The following is a 16315-nucleotide window of genomic DNA, read 5'->3' as shown; positions in this document are numbered from 1 at the left end:
AGCAGTGAGCCCCTCCGAGCACCCCTCCGACCCCACCGAACTCCCCCTCGCCCCCACCGGAGGCTGCGGCGACGGCTGTGCCTGCGGCGCGGACACCGGAGCAGCGGACCTCGAAGCGGCGGAAACCGACGAGGACGCCTACCTGGAGTGCGGTCTCGACCCCTCCCTCGCGGCACTCCTGCTGGACTCCGGCCTCGACCCGGTCGAGGTCGAGGACATCGCGAACGTCGCCATCCAGGAGGACCTGGCGGGCGGCGTGGACGTCACGACGGTCGCCACCATCCCCGAGGAGGCCGTGGCCACGGCCGACTTCGCCGCGCGCGAGGCGGGTGTCGTGGCGGGCCTGAGGGTCGCCGAGGCGGTGCTGTCGATCGTCTGCACGGACGAGTTCGAGGTGGAGCGCCACGTCGAGGACGGCGAGCGCGTGGAGGCGGGCCAGAAGCTCCTCTCCGTGACCACCCGCACCCGCGACCTGCTCACCGCCGAACGCAGCGCGCTGAACCTGCTGTGCCGCATGTCGGGCATCGCGACGGCCACGCGCGCGTGGGCGGACGCCCTGGACGGCACGAGGACCCAGGTCCGCGACACCCGCAAGACCACGCCGGGCCTGCGCAGCCTGGAGAAGTTCGCGGTCCGCTGCGGCAGCGGCGTCAACCACCGGATGTCCCTCTCGGACGCGGCCCTGGTCAAGGACAACCACGTGGTCGCCGCGGGCGGCGTCGCCGAGGCCTTCACCGCCGTGCGCGAGCGCTTCCCCGACCTGCCCATCGAGGTCGAGGTCGACACCCTGCACCAGCTGCGCGAGGTCGTGGACGCGGGCGCCGACCTCATCCTGCTGGACAACTTCACCCCCGACGAGTGCGGAGAGGCGGTGGCCCTGGTCGCCGGCCGCGCCGCGCTGGAGGCCTCGGGCCGGCTGACCCTGGACAACGCCAAGGAGTACGCCGACACGGGCGTCGACTACCTCGCCGTGGGCGCGCTCACCCACAGCTCCCCGATCCTGGACATCGGCCTGGACCTGCGAGCGGCGGAGTAGAACCCATGCTGCTGACGATCGACGTAGGCAACACGCACACCGTCCTCGGCCTCTTCGACGGCGAGGACATCGTCGAGCACTGGCGCATCTCCACCGACCCGCGCCGCACGGCCGACGAGCTGGCGGTCCTCCTCCAGGGTCTGATGGGCATGCACCCGCTGCTCGGCGACGAACTGGGCGACGGCATCGACGGCATCGCCATCTGCGCGACGGTCCCCTCCGTCCTCCACGAACTGCGCGAGGTCACCCGCCGGTACTACGGCGACGTCCCCGCGGTCCTGGTCGAACCGGGCGTCAAGACCGGCGTCCCGATCCTCACCGACCACCCCAAGGAGGTCGGCGCGGACCGCATCATCAACGCCGTCGCGGCCGTGGAGCTGTACGGCGGCCCGGCGATCGTCGTGGACTTCGGCACGGCGACGACGTTCGACGCGGTCAGCGCGCGCGGGGAGTACATCGGCGGGGTCATCGCGCCCGGCATCGAGATCTCGGTCGAGGCGCTGGGCGTCAAGGGCGCGCAGCTGCGCAAGATCGAGGTGGCCCGGCCGCGGAGCGTGATCGGCAAGAACACGGTCGAGGCGATGCAGTCGGGCATCGTGTACGGCTTCGCCGGGCAGGTCGACGGCGTCGTCAACCGCATGGCGAGGGAACTGGCCAAGGACCCGGACGACGTGACGGTCATCGCGACGGGCGGGCTGGCGCCGATGGTGCTGGGGGAGGCGTCGGTCATCGACGAGCACGAGCCGTGGCTGACGCTGATGGGGCTGCGGCTGGTGTACGAGCGCAACATGTCCCGCATGTAGGCAGGGGTTCACCGGACCGGGATGCCCTGACTCCCGGGGTGCGTGTCGGCCAGAGGCGGGTGGCGCGGGCCCGGCGTTGCCGGGTGCCGCCGCGCCCACCCGTGCCGCCCCAGCGGCACGACTGCCCGCAGTGGGGGCGGGGTCTCCCTGCCCCCGGCCGGGTGAGGGCGCGCCGCCACACCCGCGTCCCCTATGCCGAGTTTGTCTGATTAGCGCGTATCGTCGCCGCATGCCCACGCCCTACGGACCCCGCGGCGGCATGGCGTTCGGTGCTCAGGAGCTGCGTGTGCTCCGGCGTGCCCTCGCCCTCGCCCTGAACCCCAGCCCCGTCACGGCGCAGGAGGCGCAGGACTGCCTCCGCCTCGCAGAGTCGCTCGACGAGGCGATGCGGGAGAGCGCCCGGCTGCGCGCCTTCCTGGTGGCCGACCTGGCCCGGTACCGCGCCGCCCTCCCCGGCACCGCCACCGGCTACCTCGCGCTCCTGGACGAGGCGCTCGACGCCGGACACCGCCCGGAGGCGGACGACCTCGCCGCCCTCGGCGCCCTGCGCGGCAATCCCGTGGCGGCCGCCCTGCGCGCCCGCTGCGCCCCCTCGGGGCCCACGGTCACGCTTCCCGCCGCCCGCACCCGCATCCGCGCCCGTACCCGCCTGCACGCCGTCCCCGGCGGCCGGCGGTCCGAGGAGCAGCCCGACCAGAAGCCCCCGCAGAAGCCCGCGCAGAAACCGGCGCCCCGCCCCGCCCCGGCGACGCCCAAGCGCCCCGTCCCCACCCCGGGCGAGGTCTTCCCGCGCCGCAAGCCGGCCCCGCCCGCCCCGCCCGCCCCGGACTCCCGGGACTGCCGGGACTCCCGGGAGCGTCAGGGCTCCCGGCACCACCTCGCGGCCGGCTGAGCGGGCCTGGCTACCCTGGAGCCATGGACTACGTCTCCGCGCTCCTGCCCCCGGCCGTGATGGCCGTGTTCTTCATCGGCGTGATCAGGGTGATCGTGAAGACCCAGGGCGGCGCCAACAAGGCCAAGGAGGACGCGGTGGTCGACGCCGCCCTCGCCCGGGCGGAGGGCGCCCGTCAGACGTCCCCGCACCCCGAGGCCTGACCGGCCGGACCCGGTGGCGTACGGCTCCCCGGCGACCGGTGAGCCGTACGCCCCTTTTGTTCACGTACGCCCGTGAACGGGCACGTCCGGGGCGCGATCGACCGGTACTGCCCGTATGGTTCGAAGCGTGCCTCGCCCATTGGGAGAACTCGAAGACGCGGTCATGACGAGGGTGTGGAAGTGGAACCGCCCCGTGACCGTTCGAGAAGTCCTGGAAGACCTGCAACAGGAACGGTCCATCGCGTACACCACCGTGATGACCGTCCTGGACAATCTCCATCAGAAGGGCTGGGTGCGCCGGGAGTCCGAAGGCCGGGCCTATCGATATGAGGCGGTCTCCACCCGTGCCGCCTACGCGGCCGCGCTGATGAACGACGCCTGGTCCCAGAGCGACAACCCCGCCGCCGCCCTCATCGCCTTCTTCGGCATGATGAGCGAGGAACAGCGCCAGGCACTCAGAGACGCGATCCGCATCGTGCAGGGGCCGGAAACGGCCGCACCGGGCCCCGGCTCGGTACCGGAGGGCGGCGGGCGATAGCGTCCCCCCATGTCAAATGCCATCAGCGTCCGGCGGGCACGTACCCGGGATGTGCCGGACGTACGCCGGCTCCTCGACACGTACGTCTCCGACCGCATCCTGCTCGACAAAGCGATGGTGACGCTTTACGAGAGCCTCCAGGAGTTCTGGGTCGCGGAACGGGACGACAACGCCGAGGTCGTCGGCTGCGGCGCGCTGCACGTGATGTGGGAAGACCTCGCGGAAGTGCGCACTCTCGCGGTGAAGCCCGGCCTGAAGGGTGCGGGCGTCGGACATCAGTTGCTGGAGAAGTTGCTGGACACCGCCCGCTGGCTCGGCGTTCGCCGCGTATTCTGCCTGACCTTCGAAGTGGACTTCTTCGGCAAGCACGGCTTCGTGGAGATCGGGGAGACGCCCGTGGACACCGATGTCTACGCGGAGCTGATGCGTTCCTATGACGAGGGTGTTGCGGAGTTCCTGGGTCTCGAACGAGTGAAACCGAACACCTTGGGCAACAGCCGGATGCTTCTGCATCTGTGATCGGATGAGAGCAGTGGGCGAGCGCCGCCCATGCGTGCCCGACTTCGCAGGCCCTCTTCGCGGGCGAACTTCGCAGACCTTCGCCAGGTTTATTGCGCCCACGACGCGTTCGCGGGTTCCCTATGTCCGAAACGCGCATGTTTTCGGCCGCGATCCGGCCCCGGTCTCCGCCGGGGGTTTGTGTTTTCCCGGCAAAAGCGGTTTGCTTTCCGGCGTACTGCTGTACTGCATATAACAAGGGACGGCGATACGGCGGACGCCGACGGAGCTCCGGCCCTCACGTTATCGATGAAAGGAAATCCGGTGGCACAGAAGGTTCAGGTCCTTCTTGTCGATGACCTCGACGGCGGCGAGGCAGACGAGACCGTGACGTTCGCGCTCGACGGGAAGACGTACGAGATCGACCTCACCACCTCCAACGCGGACAAGCTCCGTGGACTTCTCGAGCCCTACCTGAAGGGCGGCCGTCGCACCGGCGGCCGTGCCTCGGGCGGCCGGGGCAAGGCGCGCGCCGCTTCCGGCGGCAGCCAGGACACCGCGGCGATCCGCGCCTGGGCGAAGGAGAACGGCTACGAGGTCAACGACCGCGGCCGTGTTCCCGCGATCATCCGCGAGGCGTACGAGAAGGCCAACGGCTGATCAGCGGGCCCCCGTCACGGACCGGTGCCGGCCCCGAGCCGGACCCGGTGGCACTGCGTGGCCAGTGTGTGGACGAGCCGTGCGAGGTCCGGGGCGCCCTCGGTGCCTCCGAGGGCCGTCAGCGCCGGCAGCCGGCCCGCTGCCTCGCCCCCCGGTTCCGGGGGGCGCAGCCAGCAGGCGGCCCCGCGCGCCCCTGCCCCCTCGGACGCCGCCGCAGCCGCCCCCTCGTCCTCGTCGCCGGGCGGTGGCGGCGCCTCCATGAGGCCCCCCGTGCCGACCGCCGAGAGACCGATCGGCAGCGATCCCCACTCCAGCCACTCCAGCAGTCCGGGCAGTTCCTCCGCGCCGCCCGCCGCCACGAGCAGCTGCATCCGCGCGCCCCGCACGGCCACCGGCACCCGCGCCCACCGCGTGGCCGCCGGACCGGACCGGCCGAGCCGCTCCAGCGCCGCCCGGCCGGCGTCGGCCGGGACGTCCAGGACGTCGAAGCGGACGCCCACGCGCAGCCGCAGCGGAGCCCCGGGCTCCGTCGGCCAGCCGAGGGTCTCCTCGTACCACCGCCGCAGCCGCTCCGACGGCGTGGTGCCCGGACCCCGTGCTCCGGGCGGTCGGCGGGGCGGCGGCACGGCGGGGGCGGCGGACACCGGAGTGACGGGTGCCGGGGCCTGGGGTCCGGACATGCCAAGGGCAACCGCCGAAAGGGCTCCCGAGTTACGCTGAGTGGTGCGACGGATGCGCAGCGTGCCGTAATCGGGGGCGTGCGGGGGTGAGGGGAGGCACAAGGTTGTTCGCCCGTAGCGGAGGGAACGGGTGTGCGCGGCATGGAGTGCCAGTCCCCGCGGGTAAGACATCCCTAGTGGGAGGGGGCGACACGCAGTCCGGGCCGTCTCGCGTTCGCCATCGGCGTATTGGCGAGTGGGGTAAGTGCTTGGCCTGCGGGAACATCGTCTCGCACCATCGGGTTGTGGCAGATGTCGGCGTCAGGGGTCAGGAGGCCATCGACGGTGTCGGCAGTTGGAATGAGCGGTCCCCGCTTGCGGGACTAAGCTGCGGAAGGACAGGGAGGGGAAGTTCCCCCCACTGCCTGACCGCTCTGAGGAGCGATTAACGATGTTCGAGAGGTTCACCGACCGCGCGCGGCGGGTTGTCGTCCTGGCTCAGGAAGAAGCCCGGATGCTCAACCACAACTACATCGGCACCGAGCACATCCTCCTGGGCCTGATCCACGAGGGTGAGGGTGTCGCCGCCAAGGCCCTTGAGAGCCTCGGGATTTCGCTCGAGGCGGTCCGCCAGCAGGTGGAGGAGATCATCGGGCAGGGCCAGCAGGCCCCGTCGGGTCACATCCCCTTCACCCCCCGTGCCAAGAAGGTTCTGGAGCTGTCGCTCCGCGAGGCCCTCCAGCTGGGTCACAACTACATCGGCACGGAGCACATCCTGCTCGGCCTGATCCGTGAGGGCGAGGGTGTCGCCGCCCAGGTCCTGGTCAAGCTGGGCGCCGATCTCAACCGGGTGCGGCAGCAGGTCATCCAGCTGCTCTCCGGTTACCAGGGCAAGGAGACCGCCACCGCCGGCGGTCCTGCGGAGGGCACGCCCTCCACGTCCCTGGTCCTCGACCAGTTCGGCCGGAACCTCACCCAGGCCGCTCGTGAGTCCAAGCTCGACCCGGTCATCGGGCGCGAGAAGGAGATCGAGCGGGTCATGCAGGTGCTGTCCCGCCGTACCAAGAACAACCCGGTGCTCATCGGTGAGCCCGGCGTCGGCAAGACCGCCGTCGTCGAGGGCCTCGCGCAGGCCATCGTCAAGGGCGAGGTGCCCGAGACCCTCAAGGACAAGCACCTCTACACCCTGGACCTCGGCGCGCTGGTGGCCGGCTCCCGCTACCGCGGTGACTTCGAGGAGCGCCTGAAGAAGGTGCTCAAGGAGATCCGCACCCGCGGCGACATCATCCTCTTCATCGACGAGCTGCACACGCTGGTCGGTGCGGGTGCCGCCGAGGGCGCCATCGACGCCGCGAGCATCCTCAAGCCGATGCTGGCCCGTGGCGAGCTGCAGACCATCGGTGCGACCACGCTGGACGAGTACCGCAAGCACCTGGAGAAGGACGCGGCCCTGGAGCGCCGCTTCCAGCCGATCCAGGTCGCGGAGCCGTCGCTGCCGCACACGATCGAGATCCTCAAGGGTCTGCGCGACCGCTACGAGGCGCACCACCGCGTCTCCATCACGGACGAGGCCCTCGTCCAGGCGGCGACGCTCGCCGACCGCTACATCTCGGACCGCTTCCTGCCGGACAAGGCGATCGACCTGATCGACGAGGCCGGTTCCCGGATGCGCATCCGCCGGATGACCGCGCCGCCGGACCTGCGCGAGTTCGACGAGAAGATCGCCGGCGTGCGCCGGGACAAGGAGTCGGCCATCGACTCCCAGGACTTCGAGAAGGCCGCCTCCCTCCGCGACAAGGAGAAGCAGCTCCTGGCCGCCAAGGCCAAGCGGGAGAAGGAGTGGAAGGCCGGCGACATGGACGTCGTCGCCGAGGTCGACGGCGAGCTGATCGCCGAGGTCCTCGCCACGGCGACGGGCATCCCGGTCTTCAAGCTGACCGAGGAGGAGTCGTCCCGCCTGCTGCGCATGGAGGACGAGCTCCACAAGCGGGTCATCGGCCAGGTCGACGCCGTCAAGGCGCTGTCCAAGGCGATCCGCCGTACCCGGGCCGGCCTGAAGGACCCGAAGCGTCCCGGTGGCTCGTTCATCTTCGCCGGCCCGTCCGGTGTCGGTAAGACCGAGCTGTCCAAGGCGCTCGCCGAGTTCCTCTTCGGTGACGAGGAGGCGCTGATCTCCCTCGACATGTCGGAGTTCAGCGAGAAGCACACGGTCTCCCGCCTCTTCGGTTCGCCCCCCGGTTACGTGGGCTACGAGGAGGGCGGTCAGCTGACGGAGAAGGTGCGCCGCAAGCCGTTCTCGGTCGTCCTCTTCGACGAGGTCGAGAAGGCCCACCCGGACATCTTCAACTCGCTGCTGCAGATCCTGGAGGACGGTCGCCTGACCGACTCCCAGGGCCGGGTCGTGGACTTCAAGAACACGGTCATCATCATGACGACCAACCTCGGCACCCGGGACATCTCCAAGGGCTTCAACCTCGGCTTCGCCGCCGCGGGCGACACCAAGTCGAACTACGACCGCATGAAGAACAAGGTCCAGGACGAGCTGAAGCAGCACTTCCGGCCCGAGTTCCTCAACCGCGTCGACGACGTGGTCGTCTTCCCGCAGCTGAGCCAGGAGGACATCCTGCGGATCGTCGACCTGATGATCGACAAGGTCGACGAGCGCCTCAAGGACCGGGACATGGGCCTCGAGCTCTCCCAGTCCGCGAAGGAGCTGCTGTCGAAGCGGGGTTACGACCCGGTGCTGGGTGCGCGTCCGCTGCGCCGCACGATCCAGCGCGAGGTCGAGGACTCGCTGTCGGAGAAGATCCTCTTCGGCGAGCTGCGCCCCGGCCACATCGTGGTCGTGGACACGGAGGGCGAGGGCGACACCGCGACCTTCACCTTCCGCGGCGAGGAGAAGTCGGCCCTCCCCGACGCCCCGCCGATCGAGCAGGCAGCCGGCGGCGCCGGCCCGAACCTGAGCAAGGAGGCGTAGCCCTCCGGGGGTGAGCCTGGAAAGGGGCCGGTGCCGTTGGGCACCGGCCCCTTTCGTGTGGTCAGGGCTTCGGCAGTATCACGTTGGTGTCGCTGAAAAGCGAGGCCAGGCAGACGAGGTCGACGTGTGCGTCGGGGGCGGCGTGGAGCAGGACGTTGCCGACATTGGGCAGGGCGACCGGCTGGGAGAAGAAGGGCTCGTCGCCCCGGAAGCCGGTGAGTCCCAGGTGCGCCAGCCTGGGCAACCGAGCGATCTCGGCCCGGTCCGCCGCGTCGAGCGACGCGGTGACTTCCACATCGAGCAGCGTCAGCGTGCTCCATGTGGACAAACCCCGAAGACCGGTGGTGCCGGTGGTTCCCCGACCGAGCCACAGCGCCTCCAGGGGTGCGGCTGGGGGCAGGGAGTCGGTCAGTCGAGTGCCGGAAATCTGCTGCCAGGCCAGGTCCAGGCTCTGTAGTGACCCCATGTCCCTCAGGCCAGTCAGCTCCGCGCAACGCCTGACCGACAGATGTTCGATCGTCCTGGGGAGCACGCTGAGGTCGAGTGGCGACGGACAGAAGACCAGGGAGAGGCTCCGCAAGGCCGTGAAGGCGGACAGTTCGTCCAATCGGACGAGTGCGCTGCTGTTCCTGATCCTCAGGCGTTCGACGGCATCTGGCTCCGCCGTGCAACCGAGGATGTCGGCCGCACTGTGCGGTCCGTCGAACAACAGGTCCCTCCAGGGGCGCATCGCGGAGACCGCTGCACGCTGCTCGCTCGTGCGGCACGTCAGATGGAGACCGCTGCGATCGAGATGATCCAGCACCTCCACCGCGTAGCCCCGCGCGTCGAACCGCTCCCACGTCCCCACCAACTGCCGCCGCACGTCGAGATCCGCGTGCTCACGGAACCTGCGCAGCACGGCGAGCGCTCCGTCCTGCTCGTGCTCGGCCAGCAGCGAGGCCGTCACCGTGACGCCGTGGGCCTCCGCGTCCGTCAGTCCCTCCGGGCCCGGCAGTAGCTCCAGGACCAGGGGGCCCGCCTCTGCCAGGGCCTTCGCGTCCTCTGTCGATGTCGGCGGGATCAGCGCCCCCGCCCGCGCCTCCACCTCAGCCCGTACCGCCGGATCGAGCGCGGTCGCGTGTTCCAGGCAGGCGAGCGCGAGCAGCGTCAGCCGCGGGGTGTCCTCCGCGAGCAGCGCGCGCAGCAGCGTCGCCCGCTCCCCGGGGCGGGCGTGGGCCACGGCCATGCGGATGACGTCCTCCCACTGGGTGTCGCCCGCGCGGCCCGCGAGGACGTCGAGGTGGCCCTCCTCGACCGCGTACCGGGCGCCCAGGTAGTCCTGGAAGGTGCGGTGGACGAAGTCCAGCACCCCCTCGGCGGGTTGCCGGAGCAGCCCGCTGCGCAGGAGCAGCGCCCGCAGGACGGTCGACGCGTCGCCCTGACCCGCCGCCGAGGCGACCGAGGGCAGCGCGCGCTCCACGATGCCCTCGGCCGTCCCCGCCTCCATCTCCGTGCGCCCGCTCAGCACCAGCGCGTACGCCAGCCGCTGGAGCAGCTCCAGTTGGGCCTCCTCGCTCAGCTCCACCGCCGCCATGCCGCGCTCCCGGTCCCGGCGGGCGAGGAGCATCGTCAGGGCGGCGTCGTACAACTCCTTGCGGCCCGTCGGGAGGTATCCGCGGCGTTCGCGGTGCAGGGCGCAGATCAGGCCGCACATCAGGGGGTTGGTGGCGAGTCGGGCCAGGTCGCGCTTGGTGCGCAGGGCGTCCAGCAGGTCCGCCTCGTACTCGGGCGCCCGCGCGGCGGCGTGCCAGCGCCGTACGAAGGTCGTGACGTCGGCCCGGCGCATCGGGGTGAGGGCCAGCTCCCGGAAGCCCTCGGCGGCCAGCCAGTCGGGGCGTACGGCGGTGGGACGGGAGGTGAGCAGCCAGCGGTTGCCGGGGAAGGCGCGCACCAGGGCGAGGAGCCAGTCGCGGGCGCGGTGCCGGTCGGCGGCCGGGATCTCGTCCAGGCCGTCGACGAGGACCAGGCCCCGGCCGGCGCCCAGCACCCGTTCCGCCCAGCCCTCCGGAGGGGCGAGCGGGCAGCCCACCGCGGTCAGGAAGGCCGCGGGCGCCGGGAGGGCCTCCGCGCGCACGAGGGTGCGCAGCGGCAGGACGTACGGGATCCGGTCGCCGTCCCGGGACGTGGTCACCGCCAGCCACTGCACCAGCGTCGTCTTCCCGGACCCCGCGTCGCCGCGCAGCAGCACCCGGTCGTGGGTGAGCAGGGCGTCCTCGGCGGGGAGCCGGACGGTGCGCTCCGGTTCGGCGTGCTCCCCCGGGAGGGCCGTGCGGTCCTCCTCCGCGGTCGCCTCCAGGCTCAGGTAGGCGACTTCCAGGGGCCATCTGTCGGGGGAGTCGCGGAGGTCGATGCCATAGATGGTGATGCGGTTGTGCTGCTCGGCCACGTACCGCAGGTACCGCCGCTCGAAGTCCGTGTCACGGGCGTCCGGGCGGGGGACTCGGGTGATCAGCTCGTCGACCTTGGCGATCAGCTCGGCCTGGCCGCGGGTCTGGGCGACCAGGGTGCGGGCGACGAAGGTGGAGCGCCGGGTGAAGAACTCCAGGATGTGCAGGCACGCCCACTCGGTCGCCGAGTCGAGGAAGTAGCGGGCGTCCGAGGACAGCCCCGTGGTGGCTGCGGGCGCCCCGCAGCGGAGCCGCCTGGCCAGCTCCCCGTGCCCCAGCCGCACCGCCTGCACGTCGTCCATGTCCAGGTCGCCGAGGGTGAGGAGCCGGGCGGCGAGGGCGTCGGCGACGGCCGTCTCCTCGTCGCGGGGGAAGGGCGGTTCGCCGGGAGAGTCGAGGGAGTCCGAGACCAGCCGGCCGGCGAGGCCGCGCACCTCCTTCTCACCGAGGGTGCGCTGCTCACCCCGGAAGGAGACGAGTCGTGTCAACCGGACCGGTCGGTCGACCAGCCCGGCGCCGGGCTGGTCAGCGACGAACAGCTTCTTCACCAGCGGAGCGACCAGACTGGACGCCAACTTCCCGCCGAGAACCGCCGGTTCCATGCGCCACCCCCGTGGACGGTCGTCGTCCACGGGAGCCTATCGGGCGTCGGGCAGGGCCGCTCAGGACAACTGGCTCGCAGGTTGCCACCCGGTGGGCGCCTCGACGACGCCCGTGCCGTCCGTCCCGGCCGGCCGAGCGCTCCGGCCCGAGCCCCACGGCCTCGTGGCCCTCGACGGCGATCTCGCCGAGCCGGGCGGGTGCTGTGACGTCGGCCATGCTCCGAGCCCAGGTGAACGCCCTTGTGCAGTGGGTGGGTTAACCGGAACGACCCCCTTTCGGGAGTAGCCCCCGTCACATTCACCGGGTCTTCGATCATGGCCGCCGGTGACATGGGGCACAGGGCATCCGGGGGGTACTACGGGGAATAGTCGTGGTCGCAAGAGTGGGCAAACCGGACACGCTCCGCTGCGGTGACACCCGAATCCCGCGCCTCTGGTCTGGCCGTGTCCGCAATGACGGCACTGTCGGACATGGGTAAGTTTCACACTCAAGTACTAGATGGGGTCGTAGGTCACACCTTTGTGCGGTTTGGGGTCGCCGCGTTACCAAGGTGGAGCCCGCCCGGTGAGCGCCTTGTGCGTCCCGCCGCAGGGGCAATCCTCTGTTCCCGTCCCCATGAGGTTCGAATGTTTCCGCGTGTCACGACCCGTCCTTCCCGTACGACCCTCCGCACCCGCGCCGCGGTGATGGCCGCCGGTCTCGGTGCCTCGGCCGCACTGGGAGCCGGGGTCGCGGCCGCCACCGGCACCACGGCGGCGGCTGACAGCTCCACCGCCGCGAGCGCCGTCGAGGCCCAGGCCGCGGCGCAGGCCAAGGCCGCCAAGGCGGAGAAGGCCGACGCGAGCACGAAGCACACCACCGCCAAGAAGAAGGCCGCCTCCTGGGTGGACCCGGTCAAGAAGTACAAGCTGAGCGCCAGCTTCGCCCAGAACGGCGGCATGTGGGCCAGCAAGCACAGCGGCCAGGACTTCGCCGTGCCGATCGGCACCAACGTCGTCGCCGCGCACGGCGGCACCGTCGTCAAGGCCGGCGGCAACGGTGCCGGTGACGGCCCCGCCTACGGCAACGCGATCGTGGTCAAGCACGGCAACGGCACGTACTCCCAGTACGCGCACCTGTCCAAGATCAACGTGAAGGCCGGGCAGGTCGTGAAGACCGGCCAGTCCATCGCCAAGTCGGGCAACACCGGTAACTCCAGCGGCCCGCACCTGCACTTCGAGATCCGCACGACGGCCAACTACGGCTCGGCCGTCGACCCGGTCGCCTTCCTGCGCGACAAGGGCGTGACCGTCTGACGGTCCGGAGTACAGGCGCTACGCGCCCGCGGTTCCCCGGTGTGCCTGGGTGACCAGATCGGTGGCGACCTCGAGAACGGCAGCACGCTGTTCCTCGGGGTCGCCTTCGAGGTCCCGCAGCACGAACATCCCGGCGTGCAGCGTGAACAGCGCGGTCAGGCAGCGGACCTGGTCGACCATGTCGGCCTCGGGGTCGATGAGGATGTCGCGCAGGTCGAACATGCGGGACTTGAACATGTTGCCGATGCGCAGGTCGCGCACCGTCGCCTGGTTCTCCTGCATGAAGCGGAACAGCGGTGCCGCGCCGGCCAGCGCCGCGCTGTAGCCGCGGATGATCTCCTGCTTCGTCTCCAGGGAGTGCGGCTGGTCCCGGCCCCACGCGATCAGGTCCTCCAGCGGCCGTGACAGGTCCTGGAAGATGCTGACGAGGATCTCTTCCTTGGTCTTGAAGTGGTAGTACAGCGCGGCCTTGGTCACGTCCAGGCTCTCGGCGATCTCGCGCAGCGAGGTCTTCTCGTACCCCTGCTCCGCGAAGAGCGCGAGCGCCACGTCCTGGATGCGCTGACGGGTGTCCCCGCGGCGTCGCTGCTGCCTGGTGCCGTTCATCGCTGCCGCCCGGTGCTGTTCATCGTGCCGCCCATCTTCCTACGCACCCCCTGCCCTCGCGCACTCCTGCCCCCGCGCACTTTCCGAAAAACTTACTTGACGCCCGGCTAGTTACGCCTCTACCTTCCCCAGTGTAGGCAACTTGCCGGGCGGCAAGTAAGTGGACCACGGAAGTGGCACGGCTCGCAGCGGTGGCTGGGGGAGTGGGAGCGATGGCGGACACAGTGGAGGCGGCGACCGGCGAAGCCGGTGGCGGCAAGCAGCCGAGGAGCGTGCGGGTCGTCCTGCTCGCCCTCATGATCGCGATGATGCTCGCGATGCTCGACAACATGATCATCGGCACCGCGATGCCGACGATCGTGGGCGAACTGGGCGGCCTGGAGCACCTCTCCTGGGTCGTCACCGCCTACACCCTGGCGACCGCGGCCTCGACCCCGCTGTGGGGCAAGCTCGGCGACCTGTACGGGCGCAAGGGCACGTTCATGGCGTCGATCGTTATCTTCCTGGTCGGCTCGGCGCTCAGCGGCATGGCCCAGGACATGGGCCAGCTCATCGGCTTCCGCGCCGTCCAGGGCCTGGGCGCCGGCGGTCTGATGGTCGGCGTCATGGCGATCATCGGCGACCTGATACCGCCCCGCGAGCGCGGCAAGTACCAGGGCATGATGGCCGGCGTCATGGCGCTGGCCATGATCGGCGGACCGCTGGTCGGCGGCACCATCACCGACCACTGGGGCTGGCGCTGGTCCTTCTACATCAACCTGCCGCTCGGCGCGGTCGCGCTGGTCGCCATCAGCGCCGTACTGCACCTGCCGAAGAAGCGCAGCCAGGCACGCATCGACTACCTGGGCGCCGCGCTGCTGACCGTCGGCATCACGGCGATCGTGCTCGTCACCACCTGGGGCGGCACCGAGTACGCGTGGAGCTCCGCGCGGATCATGGAGCTGATCGGCATCGGCGTCGCCGCGCTGGTCGGGTTCGTGTTCTGGCAGACCAGGGCCGCCGAGCCGATCGTGCCGCTGCACATCTTCCGCAGCCGCAACTTCACGCTGATGTCCGGCATCGGCTTCGTCACCGGCTTCGTGATGTTCGGCGCCACCCTCTTCCTGCCGCTGTACCAGCAGTCGGTGCAGGGCGCGTCCGCCACCAACTCCGGGCTGCTGCTCCTGCCGATGCTGAGCGCGATGCTCGTCACGTCCATGGTGGCGGGGCGCATCACCACCAACACCGGCCGTTACAAGATCTTCCCGGTGGCGGGCGGCGCGCTGATGACGGTCGGCCTGTTCCTGCTGTCGACCATGGACACCGACACCACCCGCTTCACCTCCGGCGTCTACATGGCCGTGGTCGGACTCGGCATGGGCTGCCTGATGCAGATCACCATGCTGGTCGCGCAGAACAGCGTCGAGATGAAGGACATGGGCGTCGCGTCCTCCTCCACCACCCTCTTCCGCACCCTCGGCTCCTCCTTCGGCGTCGCGATCATGGGCGCGCTCTTCAACAGCCGCGTCCAGCACGAGATGACCGAGCGGGCCGGGGCGCTGGGCTCCAAGGTGACGGAGCAGTCGGCCCAGCTGGACGCGGCCAGCCTGGCCAAGCTGCCGGAGGCGGCCCGCGAGGCCTATCAGCACGCGGTGTCCTCCGGCACCCACGGGGCGTTCCTGCTGGGCGCCGCCGTGGCGGTCCTCGCGCTGGTCGCGGCGGTCTTCGTCAAGGAGGTCCCGCTGAAGGGCGCGGGCCCGCAGACGTCCGACGCCCCGGCCGACGGCGACGACGACACGGCCGCGGCGAAGGCGCCGGTGGCGGAGACGGTCTGACGCCGGTCCGGCGAGCGTTGCTCGGATGCCTCCGGGTGGTTCCTGCCACCGCCCGGGGGCATCCCCGCTTCCTGCGACGTCGTGCCCCTCCGGGAGCCCGGGGCGAGGATCCGCACCCCGGATAGGCTGATCGCCGGGACACGGGGGCAGCACACTACGAGTGGGGGCGGACGTGGACGGAGACGGCGGAAGACCTCTCGGGAAGCCGGAGCTGGTCGGTGCCGCCGGGACGGCCTTCCTCCCGGTGGCCGCGGTCGTCGCGGCGGGCGTGGAGGCCGCGCTGCCGTGGTGGGCGGTGGCCGGGCCCGCCGTGCTCACGGCGGGGCTCGCGGGCTGGGCCGGCGTACGGATCGCCCGCCGCCGCGCGGTGCGCCGCGAGGTCCTGGAGCCCGGGGAGAAGGTCCTCGGCACCTACACCGTCCGGCCCCCGTACCGCGAGCACACCCCGCCCGCCGCGCACGAGGGCCCGCAGTACCAGCTCGTCGTGACCAGCCGCGGCCTGCAACTGTGGGAGCGCTCCGCCCTGCTGTGGCGCCACCCCTGGCCGGAGCTGCGCGTCCTCGTCGACGGCCCGCGCCTGCGCGTCCACCACGAGGGCCGCGAGACCGGCACCATGCTGCTCGAACCGGCGGGCGCCGCCCAGGAGGTACGCGCCGTCGCCACCCGGCACGCGGCCGGCTGAGGGCCCGGTCACGAACCCGGCGGCTCCGCCGTGCCGCCGCACTCGAACCACACCGTCTTGCCCCGCCCGTCGGCGTACGGCGTCACACCCCACCGGTCGGCCACGGCGGCGACGATCACCAGTCCCCGCCCGCCCTCGCCCAGCGCGTCGGCCTCCGCCGCGACCGGCAACCGCGGGCACCCGTCGGCGACCTCCACCCGCACGCCGTCCGCCTGGAGCAGGAAGCAGACGCGGCAACGCCGGCCGGGCACGTGCCGTACGACGTTGGCGACCAGCTCCGTGAGCGCCAGCTCGGCGGCGTCGGCCACGTGGGACAGGCCCGAGCGGCCCAGGCAGAGCCGCAGCACGCGGCGCAGGTGGCGGGCCGAGTGCGGGCCCATGGCGAACTCGGCGTGGTACTGGCTCTCGACGTCCGCCGCCTGCGGACCAGTTACGTGATTCACGCCACAATCCTGGAACACGCTGCGTACGCTCGACTACGCAGAGAAACGAACGCCGTCCGGCGTTGCCGTCCGTAGTCCCCGGAGTGAGGTGCCGCAGTGGCCAACATCCAGTCCCTCGACCCGACCGCTTCCCCGCTCGACTACTACGGCTGGGAGCTGCGCCGCCAGCGCGAGGCC

15 protein-coding genes are annotated in these 16315 nt (G+C 71.1%); 11 read left to right on the top strand and 4 right to left on the bottom strand.

The genetic code is table 11. The annotated features are described in order from the left end of the window. The first annotated feature begins 4 nt into the window (after positions 1-4). The 7 genes from nadC to IG94_RS0135445 all read left to right on the top strand — a co-directional run bounded on the left by nadC (position 5) and on the right by IG94_RS0135445 (position 4630). On the top strand, positions 5-1036 hold the full coding sequence (gene nadC, locus IG94_RS0135475; protein WP_031047258.1) for a carboxylating nicotinate-nucleotide diphosphorylase: 1032 nt from the start codon (positions 5-7) through the stop codon (positions 1034-1036). Positions 1037-1041: 5 nt separating this feature from the next. Further along, the gene (locus IG94_RS0135470; protein WP_031047256.1) at positions 1042-1839 is read left to right on the top strand and encodes a type III pantothenate kinase; all 798 of its coding nucleotides are present in this window, start codon (positions 1042-1044) and stop codon (positions 1837-1839) included. A gap of 229 nt (positions 1840-2068) precedes the next feature. Then, entirely contained in the window at positions 2069-2731 is a 663-nt protein-coding gene (locus tag IG94_RS0135465; RefSeq protein ID WP_031047254.1) for a hypothetical protein, read from the top strand. Between the two features lie 23 nt (positions 2732-2754). After that, positions 2755-2934 (top strand): hypothetical protein, encoded by a 180-nt coding sequence (locus IG94_RS0135460; RefSeq protein WP_031047252.1) that lies wholly within the window; start codon positions 2755-2757, stop codon positions 2932-2934. A 115-nt stretch (positions 2935-3049) separates the two neighbouring features. Beyond that, positions 3050-3472, top strand: coding sequence for a BlaI/MecI/CopY family transcriptional regulator (locus tag IG94_RS0135455; protein WP_078535871.1), 423 nt, complete (start codon positions 3050-3052; stop codon positions 3470-3472). 9 nt (positions 3473-3481) lie between these two features. Then, positions 3482-3991 carry an amino-acid N-acetyltransferase gene (locus IG94_RS0135450; RefSeq protein ID WP_031047246.1) on the top strand — a complete coding sequence of 170 codons (510 nt, stop codon included), beginning with the start codon at positions 3482-3484 and terminating at the stop codon, positions 3989-3991. A gap of 303 nt (positions 3992-4294) precedes the next feature. After that, positions 4295-4630, top strand: a complete 336-nt coding sequence (locus IG94_RS0135445; RefSeq protein ID WP_031047244.1) for a histone-like nucleoid-structuring protein Lsr2 — start codon at positions 4295-4297, stop codon at positions 4628-4630. 14 nt (positions 4631-4644) lie between these two features. Here the strand turns inward: IG94_RS0135445 and IG94_RS0135440 are convergent, their stop codons facing one another. Then, the gene (locus tag IG94_RS0135440; RefSeq protein WP_043485537.1) at positions 4645-5310 is read right to left on the bottom strand and encodes an SCO3374 family protein; all 666 of its coding nucleotides are present in this window, start codon (positions 5308-5310) and stop codon (positions 4645-4647) included. A 430-nt stretch (positions 5311-5740) separates the two neighbouring features. On the opposite strand from IG94_RS0135440, the gene IG94_RS0135435 reads away from it, so the two are divergent. Then, positions 5741-8266, top strand: a complete 2526-nt coding sequence (locus IG94_RS0135435) for an ATP-dependent Clp protease ATP-binding subunit (RefSeq protein WP_031047238.1) — start codon at positions 5741-5743, stop codon at positions 8264-8266. Positions 8267-8327: 61 nt separating this feature from the next. Here IG94_RS0135435 and IG94_RS0135430 read toward each other — a convergent pair whose 3' ends face one another. Then, positions 8328-11297, bottom strand: coding sequence for an NACHT domain-containing protein (locus tag IG94_RS0135430; RefSeq protein WP_031047235.1), 2970 nt, complete (start codon positions 11295-11297; stop codon positions 8328-8330). Between the two features lie 627 nt (positions 11298-11924). On the opposite strand from IG94_RS0135430, the gene IG94_RS0135425 reads away from it, so the two are divergent. After that, complete coding sequence (locus IG94_RS0135425) at positions 11925-12593, top strand: M23 family metallopeptidase (RefSeq protein ID WP_031047233.1); 669 nt, start codon at positions 11925-11927, stop codon at positions 12591-12593. An 18-nt stretch (positions 12594-12611) separates the two neighbouring features. Here the strand turns inward: IG94_RS0135425 and IG94_RS0135420 are convergent, their stop codons facing one another. After that, positions 12612-13199: a TetR/AcrR family transcriptional regulator gene (locus tag IG94_RS0135420; RefSeq protein WP_031047230.1), complete on the bottom strand. Its 588-nt coding sequence runs from the start codon at positions 13197-13199 to the stop codon at positions 12612-12614. Between the two features lie 212 nt (positions 13200-13411). Between IG94_RS0135420 and IG94_RS0135415 the strand changes: the two genes are divergently transcribed. Next, positions 13412-15013 (top strand): MDR family MFS transporter, encoded by a 1602-nt coding sequence (locus tag IG94_RS0135415; RefSeq protein WP_031047227.1) that lies wholly within the window; start codon positions 13412-13414, stop codon positions 15011-15013. A gap of 172 nt (positions 15014-15185) precedes the next feature. Further along, the gene (locus tag IG94_RS0135410; RefSeq protein ID WP_224219859.1) at positions 15186-15695 is read left to right on the top strand and encodes a hypothetical protein; all 510 of its coding nucleotides are present in this window, start codon (positions 15186-15188) and stop codon (positions 15693-15695) included. Positions 15696-15703: 8 nt separating this feature from the next. Here IG94_RS0135410 and IG94_RS0135405 read toward each other — a convergent pair whose 3' ends face one another. Further along, positions 15704-16075, bottom strand: coding sequence for an ATP-binding protein (locus IG94_RS0135405; RefSeq protein WP_052411021.1), 372 nt, complete (start codon positions 16073-16075; stop codon positions 15704-15706). Positions 16076-16315: the final 240 nt, after the last annotated feature.

It is taken from the genome of Streptomyces olivaceus, assembly GCF_000721235.1.
GTDB lineage: Bacteria > Actinomycetota > Actinomycetes > Streptomycetales > Streptomycetaceae > Streptomyces > Streptomyces olivaceus.
Note: the sequence above shows the minus strand (reverse complement) of the source record. Positions and strands in the feature narration are given on the sequence as shown.